The 18,511-nt window shown below is 31.1% G+C and carries 17 protein-coding genes and 1 pseudogene; all 18 read left to right on the top strand.

Annotated elements, in window-relative coordinates; genetic code table 11:
- The first annotated feature begins 2 nt into the window (after positions 1-2).
- The 18 genes and pseudogenes from tilS to DYE58_RS07910 all read left to right on the top strand — a co-directional run bounded on the left by tilS (position 3) and on the right by DYE58_RS07910 (position 18,467).
- On the top strand, positions 3-1,304 hold the full coding sequence (gene tilS, locus DYE58_RS07825; protein ID WP_040552347.1) for a tRNA lysidine(34) synthetase TilS: 1,302 nt from the start codon (positions 3-5) through the stop codon (positions 1,302-1,304).
- A gap of 1 nt (position 1,305) precedes the next feature.
- Positions 1,306-1,836, top strand: coding sequence for a hypoxanthine phosphoribosyltransferase (hpt, locus tag DYE58_RS07830; RefSeq protein WP_004821096.1), 531 nt, complete (start codon positions 1,306-1,308; stop codon positions 1,834-1,836).
- A gap of 14 nt (positions 1,837-1,850) precedes the next feature.
- Entirely contained in the window at positions 1,851-3,740 is a 1,890-nt protein-coding gene (gene ftsH / locus DYE58_RS07835; RefSeq protein ID WP_115312173.1) for an ATP-dependent zinc metalloprotease FtsH, read from the top strand.
- A gap of 314 nt (positions 3,741-4,054) precedes the next feature.
- On the top strand, positions 4,055-4,687 hold the full coding sequence (locus DYE58_RS07840; protein ID WP_115312174.1) for a response regulator transcription factor: 633 nt from the start codon (positions 4,055-4,057) through the stop codon (positions 4,685-4,687).
- A 151-nt stretch (positions 4,688-4,838) separates the two neighbouring features.
- Positions 4,839-5,969: an MFS transporter gene (locus DYE58_RS07845; protein WP_245946118.1), complete on the top strand. Its 1,131-nt coding sequence runs from the start codon at positions 4,839-4,841 to the stop codon at positions 5,967-5,969.
- A gap of 3 nt (positions 5,970-5,972) precedes the next feature.
- Positions 5,973-7,142: a sensor histidine kinase gene (locus tag DYE58_RS07850; RefSeq protein ID WP_115312176.1), complete on the top strand. Its 1,170-nt coding sequence runs from the start codon at positions 5,973-5,975 to the stop codon at positions 7,140-7,142.
- A gap of 76 nt (positions 7,143-7,218) precedes the next feature.
- Positions 7,219-8,070 carry an AraC family transcriptional regulator gene (locus DYE58_RS07855; RefSeq protein ID WP_004821101.1) on the top strand — a complete coding sequence of 284 codons (852 nt, stop codon included), beginning with the start codon at positions 7,219-7,221 and terminating at the stop codon, positions 8,068-8,070.
- 104 nt (positions 8,071-8,174) lie between these two features.
- Positions 8,175-9,035, top strand: a complete 861-nt coding sequence (locus DYE58_RS07860) for an AAA family ATPase (protein ID WP_040552349.1) — start codon at positions 8,175-8,177, stop codon at positions 9,033-9,035.
- Between the two features lies 1 nt (position 9,036).
- Positions 9,037-9,711 carry a YjjG family noncanonical pyrimidine nucleotidase gene (locus DYE58_RS07865; protein WP_004821105.1) on the top strand — a complete coding sequence of 225 codons (675 nt, stop codon included), beginning with the start codon at positions 9,037-9,039 and terminating at the stop codon, positions 9,709-9,711.
- Between the two features lie 155 nt (positions 9,712-9,866).
- Complete coding sequence (locus tag DYE58_RS07870) at positions 9,867-11,249, top strand: aminopeptidase (RefSeq protein WP_004821106.1); 1,383 nt, start codon at positions 9,867-9,869, stop codon at positions 11,247-11,249.
- Positions 11,250-11,260: 11 nt separating this feature from the next.
- Positions 11,261-11,776 (top strand): pyridoxamine 5'-phosphate oxidase family protein, encoded by a 516-nt coding sequence (locus DYE58_RS07875; RefSeq protein WP_004821109.1) that lies wholly within the window; start codon positions 11,261-11,263, stop codon positions 11,774-11,776.
- 106 nt (positions 11,777-11,882) lie between these two features.
- Positions 11,883-12,272: a C-GCAxxG-C-C family protein gene (locus tag DYE58_RS07880; RefSeq protein WP_004821111.1), complete on the top strand. Its 390-nt coding sequence runs from the start codon at positions 11,883-11,885 to the stop codon at positions 12,270-12,272.
- Between the two features lie 25 nt (positions 12,273-12,297).
- Complete coding sequence (locus DYE58_RS07885) at positions 12,298-12,453, top strand: TetR/AcrR family transcriptional regulator (protein ID WP_004821113.1); 156 nt, start codon at positions 12,298-12,300, stop codon at positions 12,451-12,453.
- Positions 12,440-13,870: pseudogene (locus DYE58_RS07890) on the top strand (oleate hydratase); the annotation flags it as partial. The gene DYE58_RS07885 and the pseudogene DYE58_RS07890, both read left to right, overlap by 14 nt.
- 143 nt (positions 13,871-14,013) lie before the next feature.
- A complete protein-coding gene (locus DYE58_RS07895) occupies positions 14,014-14,367 on the top strand; it encodes a hypothetical protein (protein ID WP_040552350.1) in 354 nt (117 codons plus the stop codon).
- 69 nt (positions 14,368-14,436) lie between these two features.
- Positions 14,437-14,688, top strand: coding sequence for a glycine zipper domain-containing protein (locus DYE58_RS07900; RefSeq protein ID WP_004821121.1), 252 nt, complete (start codon positions 14,437-14,439; stop codon positions 14,686-14,688).
- Positions 14,689-14,865: 177 nt separating this feature from the next.
- Positions 14,866-16,695, top strand: coding sequence for an NAD(P)-binding protein (locus tag DYE58_RS07905; RefSeq protein ID WP_004821123.1), 1,830 nt, complete (start codon positions 14,866-14,868; stop codon positions 16,693-16,695).
- A complete protein-coding gene (locus DYE58_RS07910; RefSeq protein WP_004821125.1) occupies positions 16,689-18,467 on the top strand; it encodes a [FeFe] hydrogenase, group A in 1,779 nt (592 codons plus the stop codon). The genes DYE58_RS07905 and DYE58_RS07910 overlap by 7 nt, the downstream gene beginning before the upstream one ends.
- Positions 18,468-18,511: the final 44 nt, after the last annotated feature.

Below are 18,511 nucleotides of genomic sequence, written 5' to 3' on the forward strand. Positions count from 1 at the left end.
ATATGAAATATAATAAATCATTTTATGAAAACTTAAAAAAATATAATATGATAGATGGTGGAGAAGAAGTCATAGTTGCGTGCTCAGGTGGAGCAGACAGTATGTTTTTACTCTACAATTTATTTTTGTTAAGAGAAGAATTCAATATAAAAATTAAAGTTTGTCATGTAAATCATGGGATAAGAGCAACTGCAAAAAGAGATCAAGATTTTGTAAGGAATATTGCTCAAAAATTAGAACTCGAATTTGAAACCATTGATGTGAACATGGATGAATTTGCTAAAGAAAATAAAATGAGTTCAGAAGAAGCAGGAAGATTTTTAAGATATGAGTTCTTTAGAACTTTTAACACAAAAATATTTACAGCTCATAACCAAGATGACCAAGCCGAAACTATTCTGTATAGAATAATTAGGGGGACAGGTTTAGAAGGGTTACAATCAATAGAGTATGTAAATGGAGATTTATATAGACCAATGCTAAATATTAGTCGTAGGGAAATAGAAGAGTATCTTTTAGAAAATGGAATAGACCATGTAGATGATGAAACAAACTCAATGGCTGTATACACCCGAAATAAATTAAGACTTGAATTAATTCCATACATTGAAAAAAATTTGAATTCTAATTTTAAAGGAGCTCTTTTGAGGTTACAAGATTTAGCACATAAACAAAATACATATTTTCAAAAAATAGTTGATAGATATTTTTTGGATAATATGAAAGAAGATGTATTAGATATTAAACCTTTAAAAGATGAAGATGAATATTTAGTAAGCATCATAATAAGAGAATACCTTAGAAGGTTAAATCTTATCGAGGGTATTAGGAAAGTACAGATTGAAAATATAGTTGATTTAATAAAGCAAGATTCTGCATCAATTACAGTGCATAAATTAATTTTTGAAATTTCTCAAGGATATTTATTTTTAAAAAAAGAAGTTGAAAAGATCGATGAAACTTTAAAATTTGGAATAAATAAAACTAAATTAGGAACTTTGATTGTGGAAGAAGGCATTAAAAAGGGTAAAAATTCAATTCAAGTAGACGCCTCAAAGATTAAAGGACAATTGAGAATTAGAAATAAAAGAGATGGAGATAAATTTACTCCAATAGGAATGAAAGGGTCAAAAAAGATAAAAGATTTTTTAATAGATAATAGAGTTCCTAAGTACAAAAGAGATTTTGTGCCTCTAATAGTTGATGATGAAAATATAATTTGGGTTGCTCCGTATAGAATGAATGAAAAATACAAGATAGAAAGTAGGACTGAAAAGATAATTAGTATAAGTTTGGAGGTATAAATTGGGTAATATAAAAGAAGTGTTAATCAGTGAAGATAAAATACAAAATAGAATTCTTGAGTTGGCACAAGCAATAGAAAAGGATTATGATGGTGAAATTTTGATGATTGGTATTCTAAAAGGATCCACTATTTTCATGTCAGATCTAGTTAGAAAAATTAATAAAAATGTCTACATGGAATTTATTCAAGTTTCAAGCTATGAAGGAACTGAGTCCACAGGGACTGTAAATATCAAAAAGGATGTCGAAATTGAGCTGGTTGGAAAGGATGTTTTAATAGTTGAAGATATCATAGATACAGGGAATACTATGGGATATCTTATTGAAAATTTAAAACAAAGAGGCGCAAAGTCTGTTGAAATAGTTACATTGCTTTCAAAACCTGCAAGAAGATTAAAAGAAATAGAGTGTAAATATATAGGATTTGAAATAGAAGATAAATTTGTAGTTGGATTTGGTATGGACTATAATCAAAATTACAGAAATTTACCATATATTGGTATATATGATAACTCTGAAGAAAATATTTAAACAGGAGGTATGTATTGAATAAGAGAATAAGTGGGATATTACTCTATTTGATGTTAATAGGACTTGTTTTATTTGGCTTTAGAATGATAACTCCACCGCAAGAAGTGGTAGATAAAGTTTCAGCAACTAAATTTGTACAAGCGCTTGAAAAAAATGAAGTAACAGATATACACTATGATGATTCAAAAGTAACATATAAATTAAAAAATGAAAAAGCATATATAACTTATCTTCCAAGTGAATCAAGAGTAAATATATATGAGAAATATATAGCTCCTAAAGTGAGTACAGGTGATATAAATATTTCACAAGAACCAATTAAAGTTAAACCATTTTATGTTGAATGGATACCAACAATACTGATACTTGTAGTATTTGTAGGCGCTTGGTACTATATGATGAATCATACTCAAGGAAGTAGCGGTTCTAAAATGGGAAGCTTTGGAAAGAGTAAGGCTAGAATGATTAAACCGGAAGATAAAAAGGTGGTAACATTCAACGAAGTGGCAGGACTAGTAGAAGAAAAAGAAGAACTATCTGAAATAGTGGATTTTTTGAAAAGTCCTAAAAAATTCGTTGAGATGGGAGCTAGAATTCCAAAAGGCGTTCTCATGGTAGGACCTCCGGGAACCGGTAAAACTTATCTTTCAAGAGCAGTTGCAGGAGAAGCTAAAGTACCTTTCTTTATAATGAGTGGTTCAGACTTCGTAGAAATGTTTGTAGGGGTTGGAGCTAGTCGTGTTAGAGATTTATTTGAATCAGCTAAGAAAAATGCACCTTGCATAATATTTATAGACGAAATAGATGCAGTTGGAAGACGTCGTGGAGCCGGAGTAGGTGGAGGACATGACGAAAGAGAACAGACATTAAACCAGTTGTTAGTTGAAATGGATGGTTTTGGAGAAAATGAAGGCGTAATAGTTATGGCAGCGACTAACCGTGCCGATATACTTGACCCGGCGCTAATGAGACCAGGAAGATTTGACAGAACTGTTTATGTTGGAAAGCCTGATGTAAAAGGTAGAGAACAAATATTAGAAATACACTCTAAGAATAAAAAAATTGCAGAAGATGTAAATCTAAAGACCATAGCAAAGAGAACACCAGGATTTACTCCAGCAGACCTTGAAAATCTTATGAATGAAGCAGCTCTTTTAGCAGCTAGAAGAGGCGAAATAAAAATCAGCATGGAAGATGTCGATGAAGCCTCTATAAAAGTTCAAGCAGGTCCAGCTAAAAAATCTAAAGTAGTTACAGAAAAAGAAAGAAAACTTACAGCAGTTCACGAAGCAGGTCATGCAGTTGTATCTGTGTCATTAAAAAATACAGACCCTGTCGATATGATTACAATAATACCTCGTGGAATGGCAGGAGGATTTACTTCATATCTACCAGAAGAAGAATTGACTTTTATGACAAAAGGTCAAATGGAAGATAAAATAGTTACACTACTGGGTGGAAGAGTTGCCGAAGACCTTGTCTTAGATGACATTTCTACCGGAGCTCACAACGATATTCAAAGAGCAACTCAAATGGCAAGAGATATGGTCACAGAATATGGTATGAGTGAAAAAATAGGTACTATAAATCTTTCAACAGATGAAGGAGAAGTATTCATAGGTCGTGATTTGGGAAGAAGCAGAAATTATTCAGAACAGACAGCATATGCAATAGACCAAGAAGTTAAGAGAATGATTGATGAAGCATATGCTAAATGTAAAGCGATACTTTCTGAAAATATGGCTAAACTATTAAAAGTTTCAGATACATTACTTGAAAAAGAAACAATTACAAGAAATGAATTTGAAAAAATAATAAGCGGTGAACAAGAACCGGTTGAAGGTGAAGTCCACATAGAAGAATCAGACTTATCAAAAGAAGCTAAAAAAATAATAGAAGAATAAAAAGTCTTTAGAAATTTTATTCTAAAAAAATCGGCATAGCTAGTAGAAATAATAGCTATGCCGATTTTTTTGTGATCTATTTTATAAGTTTTAGATTTTATTTAATACAAAAAGAGAATAAGATTATGCAATTAAAGGCTCTATAATATCTGTTGGGGAGTAAATCTCTAACAGATATTATAGAGCCAAATTAAAAGGCATCTAATAAAAATTAAATTATCTTACTAAAATTATCTAATGATTTAAGATTAAAAGAAATAAATTTATTTTATCTGAAATGGTATAATTAAAAAAAATCATAAGAGGGATTTGTAATGATAAAGGTTCTAATAGCAGATGATAAAAGTTTAATACGGGATGGGATTTCAATGATATTGAGTTTGTATGAAAATATAGATGTAGTTGGTGAAGTTAATAACGGTCAAGAAGTTATAGACTTTGTATCTAAAACAAACGTAGATTTAATATTAATGGATATTAGAATGCCGGTAATGGATGGAGTAGAGGCAACAAAGATTATTAAAGCAAGATATCCTGAAATTAAAGTTTTGATACTGACTACGTTTAATGAAGATAAATATATTTTTGAGGGATTAAAAAATGGAGCCGATGGTTATCTATTAAAAGATATAAATTCAGATAAGTTAGTTGAGTCAATAGAAATGGTGTATAGTGGAAGTGTATTACTACAACCTGAAGTTGCAAAAAAGATGGTAAATTTTATTGATAGAGGTAGTTTAGAAGAGAACTTTAAGGGAAATAAAAATTTTTCTATTTTAACTAATAGAGAATATGAAATAGCTATTTTAGTCAGTGAGGGGAAATCTAATAAAGAAATAAGTGAGATGCTTTTTATAACAGAGGGAACTGTAAAAAATCACATAACCAAAATATTAGACAAATTAGAAATTAGAGATAGGACTCAATTGGCTATATTAATTAAATAAAATTATGACTTTAGTAATGGTTTTTACATAAATATCATTACTTTATTCAGTTTTGATAAACATCTTATATTTTTATAATATTTTTGTAGTTAACAAGTTTTAGAAATATTATAAGAAAGTAGGTTGTAAATTGAAAGAATTAAAAAGAATTGTGTATTATACATCTTTTTCGAAAATATTTATAAGTATATTTATACCGGTTTATATTCTATCTTTTGAAACAAACATTATACACCTAGGGGGTTTTTATTCGGTATTTAATATATTCGGAGTTTTGTTTAGAAGGATAGTAGGTAAAATAATTGATAATAAGGGAAGAAAAAGCGGAATATTTAGCGGAATTATTTTACATATTATTTCTATGGCGGTTTTTATAAAAGGATATAGTTTTATTAATGTTATTATAGGTACTGTAATTTACAGTATAGGAGAATCTTTTTTACTTGTGAGTTTTGATTCATTAGTAGCTGATTTAAGTAATGAATTTGACATATCAATTAATTTTGGAATAATTAATGAAACTTTTAGTAAGGGGAGTATAACAGGATGTTTATTAATATTACCTTTATTATTTAAATTTTCATTACAAGATGGATTAAAATTTATATCTATATTTTTTATTCTCGTAAATTTATTTGCTCTATACAAGGCTAAAAATTATTTCTATGATACATCATTTTTGAGAAATAAGAATGAAATGTGGTTTAAAGGTAAAATTATTAAAAAAAATAATTTTTTTCTGTATATAGGGGTTGTATCGTTTGTGACAAGTTTAACTTCTCCTTTATATCTCATCTATTTTAAGGAGAATGTAATTTCAGAAATTAATTCACTAGCATATTTATATTTGCCATCAGCAATTTTCATGATTTTTCTACCTAGTAAGCTGGGGAAATTTATTAGCAAGGCTAACAAATATGATAGTGTTTTTTACGGAATATTATTTACATCTGTACTGTATATGATGATATCATTAAGTAATTCAGGAATATTTTTTATAAGTATTTTTACTGCTATTTTAATGACAGAGGTATTTTATACTCAAGCTTCCAGCAGTATTTTAATTGAGATAACAGAGCCCCAAAAAATAGGTATAGCTTATGGAAATTATCGAAAAGCATTAGGAATTGGAAAGTCAATAGGTCCAATTCTAGGAGTCTATCTATATAGATTTTCAGGTGGTAAATTATCGTTTTTCATAATAGGATTTATCTTATCTATTATAGTTTTTATTTTTTATAGAAAGTACAAAAATAATATGTTATTGAGCATTAGGAAGTGAATAATGAAAAAAACATTTAAATATAATTTATATATTAATATTATTTTACACTTTATGATAGGAATAGAAGTCATAAATAGAACTAAGGCACACGGACATAATTTAAAAATTTTTTTATCCATTTTCTTATTTTTGTCTATAAATAATTACTTACGTGTAAATAATTATTTTAAAAATAAGGTTTCTTTAATTATATCCATTTTAATTTATTTAATACTTGGTAGTTTTATAGTTTATAAAATAGGTGGATATACAGATATTTTATATTTTATGATTATTTATGAGACAGTTCTGTTTGGAAGTGATAAAGAGGCATTGTATATAACTTTAACTTCATTGATGGTAATTTTTATATCAAGTTTGGCGAGAAAAGTTAATTTGAGCACAAGTTTTATTAAGCTAAATTTTCAAGATTATATATTAGATGTTTCAATGCTTATGATATATTTAATATTTTTTTGTTTACTAGTATATTCTTACAAAATAGTTGTATTTGAGAGATTGAGAATAAAAAATTTAAATATAGAACTGGAAAAGGCATATGGAGAGATTTTAGAAATAAATAAAAAAGTTAAGGAACTTACATTGTTTGAAGAGAGGAATAGAATAGCTGGAGAAATACACGATTTTTTAGGACACAACTTAGTTGCACTTAATATGAATCTAGATGTTGCTAATAAGGTTGTGGATAAAGATATCAATATGTGTAAGGTTTTATTGAAAAAATCTAAATATTTGGCAGAAAAAAGTATGGATAGTTTGAGAGATGCTGTATATGCACTTAATGAAGATGATTCTAAAAGTTTAAAAGATAAGATAAATGAATTGGTGGAAGAAATTAATAGTACAAGGATTTTAGAACTTAATATAGCTTATGTTGGAGATTTAAATGAGATAGATAGATATAAACAGAGTTTAGTATATAGAATAATAAAGGAATCTATATCGAATAGTATAAAACATGGGCAGTCAAGTAAAATAAATATTTTTATTAGGATAAAAGATGGTATTAGAATAGAAATTATAGATGATGGAAAAGGATGTAATTTTATATTTAAAGGAAATGGATTGAAAGGCATTGAGGATAATGTTAACAAATTAAACGGGAATATAGTCTATAGAGCTAAGATAGACGAAGGCTTTCAAATTTTTATAGATTTTTATAATGAATAATTCCACTATAGTTGTGCATAAATTATGAGGATTAAATTTTATGTATAAGTATACTTTTATTTAAAGGAGAGAATTTATGAATAATATTATTGAGTCTTTTAATAGTACAATTAATTATATTGAGAAAGTTTTGTGTGAAGAAATTGAAGAAAGAAAAATTTTAGATTTTTCTGGTTATTCGTTATCAATGTTTAGTAGGATTTTTTCTATTTTAACAGACATGACTTTATCGGAATACATCAGATATAGAAAATTAACTAAAGCTGCTATTGATTTGAGAGAAACTAAAATTAAAGTAATAGACATAGCAATAAAATATGGATATGAGTCTTCAAATTCTTTTGCAAATGCGTTTAAAAGATTTCATGGAAATTCTCCTATAGAAGTGAGAAAGGGAGCAAACTTTAATGTTGTTTCCTGTGTGCAGTTATCTGTAATTGTAAGTGGAGGTAGGGATATGAATATAAGTATACAAAGAAAGAAAAGCTTCAAAGTTGCAGGAATAAAATCAACAAATATTGATACTTCAGAATGTTCAAAATTATGGGAAAAATTTTATTCTGAATTTAGACATGATGAATTAGCAAATCTTGGTAATGGACAGATGTATGGGATGTGTTATGATGTAAAAGACTGTAATAATATTAATTATATGGTTTGTTATGACGTTAAAGATGTAGAAGTTGCAAATAAAATGGGGCTTGAGATTGTGGAAATAGAAGAAAGTGAATACGCAATATTGAGTTTAGAAGGTAAGATACCAGAAAGTATTCATAATGGATGGAAATATGCCATGGAAGTATTTTTCCCACAAAATGGGTATATGCATTCAGGAGATCCAGATTTTGAAGTATATGGCGAGGGTAACATGGATGAAGAAAATTATAAGATGGAGTTATGGATTCCAATTGTTAAAGTAAATAAATAACTATGAAAGAGTCGGGTTAACCGACTTTTTTAATTTACATCATTTGAAAAAAGTATTTTTTAATTTTATAATCGGTATAAGATTTAGTTTTAAGGAGGGAAAGTGTGTTGTATTTAAGGGAATTTAAATTTCCTACGATGGAAGCTGAAGCATATTATTTTAGAACTTTGAAAAGGACTTGCCATGATACATATTATCCTTTCCAAATTTTTAGAAAGAATAGGCTTACTCATCTTGCTTTTGAACCAATAACTATCTTGTATGGGGGAAATGGCTCTGGGAAGTCTACAATTTTGAATATTATATCTGAAAAATTAAAATTAAATAGAGATGCTTTATATAATAGGTCCAATTTTTTTGAAGATTATATTAATCTGTGCCATTATGAATTGGATAATAAGATTCCAAGGACAAGTGAAACTATAACTTCTGATGATGTATTTAATTTTATGCTAGATTTGAGAAGTATAAATAATGGAATTTCGTCAAAAAGGGAAGAGCTTTTTGAGGAGTATTTGGAAAATAAATATACTGATTTTCAATTGAGGTCGTTGGACGATTATGAAAAACTGAAAAAAATAAATATGACACGAAAGGTATCACAGTCTCAGTATGTGAGAAATAATCTGATAAATAATACACGAGAGTATTCAAATGGAGAGAGTGCTTTTATGTATTTTCAAAATAGAATAAGGGAGAATGCTCTTTATTTATTGGATGAGCCTGAAAACAGTTTGTCTCCTCAGAAGCAACTTGAGTTGATTAAATTTTTAGAGGATAGTGTCAGATTTTTTGAATGTCAATTTATAATAGCAACTCATTCTCCATTTATTTTGTCGCTTAAGTATGCCAAAATTTATGATTTGGATGGAGATTTTGTAACTGTAAAGGATTGGACTGAGCTTGAAAATGTGAGGATTTATTATAATTTTTTCAAGGAGCATTCAGATAGTTTTAAGGAGTAATATGTACGAAATTATTTTACTTGATTTAGATAATACGATTTTTGATTTTGATATGGCTGAGGAAAATGCATTAAAAGATGTTTTTAAACTCAATGGGTTGAGTGAGAGTAGGGAAAATTTAGAGGCGTATAGAAAAATCAACGTGTATATGTGGGGCGAGTTGGAAAAGGGAAATATGTCCAAGGGCGAGATTTTGACTAAGAGATTTGATGAATTTTTTAAACTTTATAATATTCAAGTAGACTCTGAAAAAATAGAAAAGATTTTTAGAAGTAATTTGGATAGAAATTGTCAGTTGATTGACGGTGCATTTGAATTGTTATTAGACTTGAAAAAAATGGGTAAAAAAATTTATACAGCTTCTAATGGAGTTTATAGCACTCAAATTAAAAGGATGACTGATTCAAAAATATATAGTTTATTCGATGGACATTTTATTTCTGAAAGGATTGGTTTTGAAAAACCTGATAGGAGATTTTTTGAATGTTGTTTTGAAAATATTGATGGAGCAAATTTAAAGAATGTGTTGATGGTTGGAGATAGAATAGAGTCGGATATAAATGGTGCTAAAAATTTTGGGATTGACAGTTGTTATTTTGACAGAAAAGGTACAATGAATGGTAAGTTTGCAACATACACTATAAGCAACTTAACTGATTTGTTGAAAATAGTATAAAAAATGCCAAGCTCTCCACAAAGCTTGGCGAAGTAGACAGATTTCTCTGCCCAACGGTATTTAAAATTATACAAGAGAATTTAAGTCGTGTCAAAGCTTTACAAATATTTGTAGAGCTTTATAATTTAAAGTAATAGATTAAATAGGAGGATAAAATGGAATTAAAAAATAAGTCAGTGTGGCAATCAATAAGTCCGGAACAATACAAAGAAATTTTTGAATATTCAGATAGATATAAGAATTTTTTAGATAAGTCAAAGACGGAAAGGGAAGCTACTAAATTCATAATTGAAGAAGCTGAAAAGAGAGGATATGTTTCTTTAGAAGAAGCTTTGAAGAGAGATATAAAGTCAGGGGATAAAATTTATTTAAACAATCACAACAAGTCATGTGTTTTGTTTGTAATAGGTAAGGAAGAATTGGAAAATGGTATGAACATAGTTGGTTCTCATATCGATTGTCCAAGACTTGATTTAAAGCAAAGACCTCTTTATGAAGATTCTGATTTAGCTTTATTTAAAACTCACTACTATGGTGGAGTTAAGAAATATCAATGGCCTACAATTCCTTTGGCACTACACGGAGTTATCATCACTCAAGACGGAGAAAAAAAGGAAATTGCAATTGGCGAAAAAGCTGATGACCCTGTATTTTTTATAAATGATTTATTGCCACATTTAAGTCAAAACCAAAATACTAAAAAACTTAGCGAAGGTATCGAGGGGGAACAGTTAAATGTAGTTGTAGGACATTCAACTTACGGAAGCGATGAAAAGGAAAATCCTATAAAGAAACTTGTACTTGAACATTTAAATAGAGAGTTTGGAATGGTTGAGGAAGATTTTATTGTTTCTGAACTTGAAATTGTACCGGCTAGTCCGGCAAGGGATGTTGGGTTTGATAGGTCGCTTGTGGCAGCTCACGGACATGATGACAGAGTTTGTAGTTATGCAAATTTAGAGGCGATATTTGAGGTTGAAAATCCTAATAAAACTGTAGTTGCTCTTTTTGCAGACAAAGAAGAGATAGGTTCTGTAGGGAACACAGGAATGCACGCAAGATTTTTTGAAAATGCAGTTGCTGAACTCATAAATAAAATGGGTGATTACAACGATTTAAAACTTAGAAGAGCTCTTGCAAATTCAAAAGTTCTTTCAGCGGATGTAACAGCGGCAATTGACCCTGCTTTTAAAGAAGTTATGGATGAAAAGAACGCATCTAAGCTTGGATACGGTATAACAATGTCAAAGTATACAGGTTCTCGCGGTAAAGGTGGATCTAATGATGCCAATGCAGAATTTTTACATGAAATTAGAAAAGTATTTAATGAAAATGGAATAATTTGGCAAACAGGGGAACTCGGAAAAGTTGACCAAGGGGGCGGTGGAACTATAGCCTATATATTAGCTGAGTCAGGTGCTCAAGTTGTAGATATGGGAACTGGAATGCTTTCAATGCATGCTCCAATAGAATTGGTTTCCAAAGCTGATGCTTATATGACTTATAAAGCTTATGAAGTTTTTATGAAGAATATATAATGAGGTAATATATGAGGAGAAAAGATAGGGAACAAGATACAAATTTTGGACTAAATGTAATAGATAATACAAATTTTGGAGTAATGACTTTAAAGAAAAATGGTTACTCTCTTCCACTTACTTTTAGTAGAGATGAAAATACTCTTTATTTTCACTGTGCTATGCAAGGTCAAAAAGTAGATTATATCGAAGATGGAGATTTAGTGAGAATAGTGTTTGTGTCTCAATCTGAAACTCCAAGAGAGTACACTCCTCAAAGTATGAGAGATATAATAAAAAATGGTGGGAACACATCTGGTAAAATTTTTACAATTGAGTACAAGAGTGCAATTGTAGAAGGCAAAATTTACAATGTAGAGGATGAGAAAGAAAAGATACATTCTTTGAAAATTCTATGCGAAAGGCTTGAACCGGATATGATGGAGTTCTTTGACCACGCAATAGAAAGGTCTCTCAAAGTTACAAAAGTTTATAAGATAGAAATAGATGAAATAGAGGCAAAAGCCAAAGAAGTAGTGAAGATGTAGAAAAGGTCCATTGTGTAAAAGCAATGGATTTTTTATTTTTATGGAAAATAGTTTATAATAGTAGTGTAAGTTTAAAATTAATTTAGTTTAGATATAGAGGTAATTTGTGAGCAGAGAAGAAAAAGTTATAGAGAAAAAACACAATATGCATAATTGTGCGCAGGCGATTGCTTGTACGTATTGCGATTATGTTGGCATAGATGAAGAGACTATGTATAACTTAACTCAAGGGTTTGGAGCGGGAAATGGCACAATGGAAGGAACTTGTGGAGCTATTTCAGGAGCTGAAGTAATAATTGGTTTAATCAATAAAAATCCGGGGGAGACAATGAAAGACAGCAGAAAGATAATGAATGAATTTAAAGAGAAAAATAAATCCGTCTTGTGTAAAGATTTAAAGGGAATTGAAACTGGAAAGCCTCTAAGAAGTTGCGAAGGCTGTGTAAGAGATGTGGTTAAAATTTTGGAGAGTATAATACACGAAAAACCATTATAAAATTTAAATGTAAAGAGATGATTTGATGGCAAAACAATATACAAAAGAATTGATTAGAGATGTATTTTGGGAATTAGCCGGGAAGAAGACATTAAAAGATGTTAAAATGAGTGAAATAGCAAAGATATGTGAAATCAACAGAAATACTTTTTATTACTACTATGAAGACATATTTAGATGATCCGAATTATAGCAATTGTCGTATCACACATAAGTGTGGAGAGAGATGGGACAATGCTAAATTTAATTTAGGACAAGATTTAGTAAAAGAGATAGTGATGTTTTTGTCCATGCCGAACGAAGCACTACAAGATTTAAAAATAGAAGATGTATTATCACCTGAACTGCTCAAAACTGATTTTTGGACTTTCTGGAGAAGTATGTTTGCTTTTGAAAATTGGCACAGTGCTTTAGAAATGAAACTCTATATGAATCGTTTCATTCACCACGTAGAGGGATTACCTAATTTATCAGCACTACAATTTACAAGACATGACCAATTTATCTCAATTGTAGAGTCGATGATAAAATGGCTAAAGGAAAAAGGCGTTCAATTCGATTACAATACAGCTGTAAAAAATGTTGAATTTGAAATTTTGACAGATAAGAAAGTCGCTAAAAAAATAGTTGCCGAAGATAATAAAGGCAATGATAAATCTATAGAGCTTACAGAAAATGATTTAGTATTTATTACTAACGGTTCAATTATAGAATCTTCCGGATATGGAGATGACGACACTCCGGCACCATTTATAAGAGAACCTGGAAGCAGTTGGGAACTTTGGAATAACATTGCTAGTCATGCGAAGAATTTAGAAATCCGGAAGTATTTAGTACTGATTTTGAAAAGACAAATTGGGAATCTTGTACTGTAACTTGCCACGATAGAAAAATAGCACCTTATATCGAGAAGATAACTAAGAGGTCTCCATATACTGGAAAAACTGTTACAGGTGGTATTGTAACTGAAAGAGATTCATCATGGTTGATGAGTTGGACTATAAACAGACAAGGTCAATATCCTACACAACCTAAAGATGATGTAGTAGTTTGGGTTTATGGATTGTTTACAGACAAAGACGGAGATTATATATAAGAAGAAGATGAGAGATTGCACAGGTAATGAAATTACAAAAGAATGGCTTTACCACATAGGAGTTCCTATAGAAAAGATAGATGAAATAGCTCAAACTTGTACAGCAGTGCCTGTTATGATGCCATTTATAACATCATATTTTATGCCGAGAAAATTTGGAGACAGACCTTATGTAGTTCCAAAAGATGGAGTAAACTTTGCATTCATAGGTCAGTTTGCAGAAACTCCTGATAATCCGGGAAGAGATACAATCTTTACTACTGAATATTCATGACGTACTGCTATGGAAGCTGTCTATATTTTAACAGGAGTTGAAAAAGCTGTACCCGAAGTATTTGCTTCAAGATATGACATCAGATATCTATTGAGTGGATTGGTTGGTCTATTAGATGGAGAAAAACCGGAAATTAAATTGCCGTGGATAGTAAGTCACAAAGTAAAAGCTATGTTGGCAGGAACTGAGATGGAACAGATTTTAAAAGAGTACAATGTAATTGAATAGTGATTATTTTCAAAATAAAGCATAGTTGGTGAAAGCCAGCTATGTTTTTTAATTAGTCTTTAAAGAGAAATTCTTATTAAATATATATTTTAAAATGATATACTTAATATAAGCTTAATAAAAATAAATTTAAGAGGAATATTGTGAAAAAATTAATTTTAATTACTATAGCTTTTACTTGTATAGGTAGTTTTATAATTTATCATAATAAAGATATAGTTTTTCAAAAGGGAAATCCAATTCCATACTTAATAGCAATATCAAAAATAAAAAAAGAAAAACCTTATGTAAAATTAGACAAAAATATTCTAATCTCAAAAAATGGAGATGTTTCATATCTTTTTAAACATTTTGAGAATGATATGGGAATTAAGTTTAAAGAACAAATGGGAAGTGGATATATATTTAGTGACGGTAATAAAGATTACTTATTAACTTCAGAAATATATTTGAAAAAATATATAGTGTGGAGTATACATGAAGAAGATAAGTATTGATAAATTTAAAGTTTTTAGAGAAATTTATAAATATATTAAATTTAATCCAAATATAGAGGTGAGTTTAGATTGTATCTTATAAGAATTATTTTGCCAGTGATATTGGTAGGAATCGCAACAATTTATATTATTAATCTTGTGAAGAATAAATCTAAAAGAAGCAATAAAAATGAAGATGAAAACTATCTATCAGAAGGAATGTCATTAGGAATGTGTTTTGGGACTGCAATTGGGGTTCTACTTGGTCAAGATAATTTAGGTATATTTGTCTCATTGGGAATGTTGTTAGGAATAACGGTTGGAACTAGTATTAAAAAATAAATTATTTAAAACTATAAATTGAAATCTATCAACAAGATTAGAAAATTTTCTAAAAAATAACAAACTTTAACAAAAAAATAACAATTATTGTATAAAGTTCGATTATCATATAATATTATCTATAGTAGATATATTGAATCAAATAATATGTAGGTATTATTTTTAGGGGGAGAGCTTGTGAGCAGATTAGAATTAGAATCACCGAGTAGAGCTAAAATTGTAATCGATGATATTTATGAAAATTTGAAAAAACGTATAGAATCCAGCCCACCTGGATTATGCCCTGTTGATACTACGAGAGCTTTTATAGAAATGTGCCATGCACAGACATGTGGCAAATGTATTCCTTGTAGGGTAGGACTTCAACAACTTAAAAATTTATTGACTGATGTTTTAAATGGAAAAGCTAATATGGGCACATTGGACTTAATTGAAGAGACGGCAAAATCTATTTCTGAAACTGCCGACTGTGCGATAGGATATGAAGCTGCTCATATGGTACATAGGAGTATAGTCAACTGTAGGGATGACTATGAAGAGCACGTTATAAATGGAAGATGTATATGTATGACTACTCAACCTGTTCCATGTGTTGCATTATGTCCGGCGAACGTGGACATACCTGGTTATGTAGCGTTGATTAGAGAACATAGATATGCTGATGCAATAGCACTTATAAGAAAGGACAATCCGTTTCCAACCACTTGTGGGTTTATATGTGAGCATCCTTGTGAAGATAGATGTAGAAGAAATATGGTTGATGATTCAGTGAACATTCGTGGGCTTAAAAGATTTGCTGCGGATATGGCGGGCAAGGTTCCAACTGAAAAGTGTGCAAAGTCAACTGGTAAAAAAGTTGCCATAGTCGGAGGTGGACCGGCAGGTCTTTCTACAGCATATTATCTACAGTTGATGGGGCATCAAACTACTGTATTTGAGATGCTTCCAGGTTTGGGAGGTATGCTTAGATATGGTATTCCAAATTACAGATTGCCAAAAGAGAGATTGGATGATGATATTGAAGCTATACTTGAAACTGGTGTTGAAGTTAAATATGGACTTAAAATTGGTATAGACATAGATTTAAATGATTTAAGAAGAGATTATGACGCAGTACTTATAACAGTTGGGGCATCCACTGATAAAAAACTTGGCTTAGATGGAGAAAAGAGCGAGGGAATAGTTTCAGCTGTAAAATTTTTACGAGATGTTGGTATGGGGAAATTGCCGGACATTTCAGGTAAGAGGGCAGCTGTAATAGGCGGCGGAAATGTTGCCATGGACGCAGTTAGAACTTTGGTGCGTTTAAATGCTTCAAAAGTTAGTTGTGTTTATAGAAGAAGAATAGCAGATATGACTGCTTTGCCTAATGAAATTGAAGGTGCTTTAGCAGAAGGGGTTGAAATGGTGACATTGAAAGCTCCTTCAAGACTTGAGATAGAAGATGGGAAGTTAAAGGGTATTTGGGTTGAACCTCAGATGATATCTAAAATAAAAGGTGGTAGAGCGTCAGTTGTTCCAAATGGAGAAGCAGAACAGTTCATTCCTTGTGAAGTGTTGGTAGTAGCAATTGGACAAAATATTGAAACTGAACACTATGAAGATGTGGGAGTGCCTATCGAAAAGGGAAAGATATTCACACTACCTAATGGAGGTTTTAGAGGAATACCTGGGCTCTTTGCCGGTGGAGACTGTGCGTCGGGGCCTGCAACTGTAATAAAGGCAATAGCAGCTGCGAAAGTAATGGCAGCTAACATAGATGAATATCTTGGCTATCATCATGAAATCACTTGTAGTGTAGATATACCTGAGCCTAATATAGAAGACAAGACTTATTGTGGAAGAGTTGAACTTCCGGAAAGAGAAGCTTGTATGAGAGTATTAGATTTTAATGGAGTGGAGCTAAATATGAATGAAAAAGCGGCTCATCAAGAGGCGGCAAGATGTTTGAGATGTGATCACTTCGGCTTTGGAATATTTAAGGGAGGTCGTGAAAGCATATGGTAAATTTAACTATTGATAATGTAAAAATTGAAGTTGCTGAGGGAACTACCATAATGCAAGCAGCAAAGAGCAAAGGAATAGAAATACCACATCTATGTTATTTAAAAGATTTAAATGAAATAGCAGCTTGTAGGGTGTGTGTAGTTGAAGTTGAAGGCAAGGGAAAACTAATAACAGCTTGTAACAATGTAGTTGAAGAAGATATGGTTATATTTACCAACAGTCCTAAAGTAATGCTAGATAGGATGAGGACAGTACAGATGATACTTTCTCAACACGATTGTAAGTGCGCAACTTGTGTGAGAAGTGGAAACTGTTCACTTCAAAAACTTTCAAATGATTTAAATATACAAGATGTTTTGTATGAAGAAAATTTAGAACATCAAGCGTGGGATAATTCTTTTCCGCTCATAAGAGATTCTAAAAAGTGTATAAAATGTATGCGCTGTATACAAGTTTGTGATAAAATGCAGAGTTTAAATATTTGGGAGTTAGAGGGAACAGGAGCAAGAACTACTGTAAATATATCAGGCTCAAGAACCATTGCTGAATCTGACTGCTCATTGTGTGGACAGTGCATTACACATTGTCCTGTTGGTGCATTAAAAGAAAGAGATGATACGAGTAAGTTGTGGGAAGCAATAGCGTCTGAAGATAAAGTTGTCGTAGTTCAGGTTGCACCGGCTGTTAGAACTTCTTGGGGTGAAGAAATTGGTTTAGAGATCAAAGAGGCAACTGTAAATAAAATTTTTGATGCGCTTAAAAAAATAGGTGTAGATTATGTTTTTGATACAGCGTATTCTGCTGACTTGACAATAATGGAAGAGGCAAATGAATTTTTAGATAGGTTTAACAACAATGAATTAGATGAAAGACCTATGTTCACCTCTTGCTGCCCGGGATGGCTGAGATTTATCAAGGGACAATTTCCGCACTTGGTTCCTCAACTTTCAACTGCAAAATCTCCTATGCAAATGTTCGGCTCAGTTATGAAGACATATTTTGCAGAAAAAATTGGAAAGAAGCCGGAAAATATATATTCTGTAGCAGTTATGCCTTGCTTGGCAAAAAAAGGCGAAAGTGAAATGGAACTATTTTATGAAGAATATGCCGGACACGATACAGATTGTGTAATAACAACACGTGAACTTGTGAGGATGTTAAGAGCGGCACACATAAATTCCAACACTCTTGAAGATATAGAACCAGATAAGCTTTTTGAAAAGAGCTCAGGAGCCGGTGTGATATTTGGCGCAACTGGGGGAGTTATGGAAGCTGCTTTGAGAACGGCATATTATACTATTATGGGTGAAAACTGTTCTCCTGATGCTTTTGAAGTTGTCAGGGCAGAATCTCAAGACACTGGAGTGAGTGAAGCAAGTTTTAATTTAAATGGCGTTGAGTTGAGAGTTGCGGCAGTGAATGGACTTGGAAATGCAAGGAAGTTAATCGAAGAGATAGAACGTGGCGAAAAGAAATATGATTTTGTGGAGGTTATGGCTTGCCCCGGAGGATGTGTAGGAGGCGGAGGTCAACCTATACACGACGGAGATGAGCTAGCCTTTGAAAGAGGAAAGAATTTATATTTCCTAGATAAAAAATCTGAGTTGAGATACTCTCATGAGAACGAAGATGTGAAATCTCTATATGAAAATTATTTTGATAAACCAAACAGCCATAAAGCTCATATGCTTTTACACACAGACCATAATTCTTGGGAGATGCCAAGAAGTCCTAAGAGAGATAGAAATGGTTATGTAATAAATGGATTTTAATTATAGACTATTCGAACTTTATAGTTCGAGTAGTTCTTTTTTTA

This window comes from Peptoniphilus indolicus, from assembly GCF_900454665.1.
GTDB lineage: Bacteria > Bacillota > Clostridia > Tissierellales > Peptoniphilaceae > Peptoniphilus > Peptoniphilus indolicus.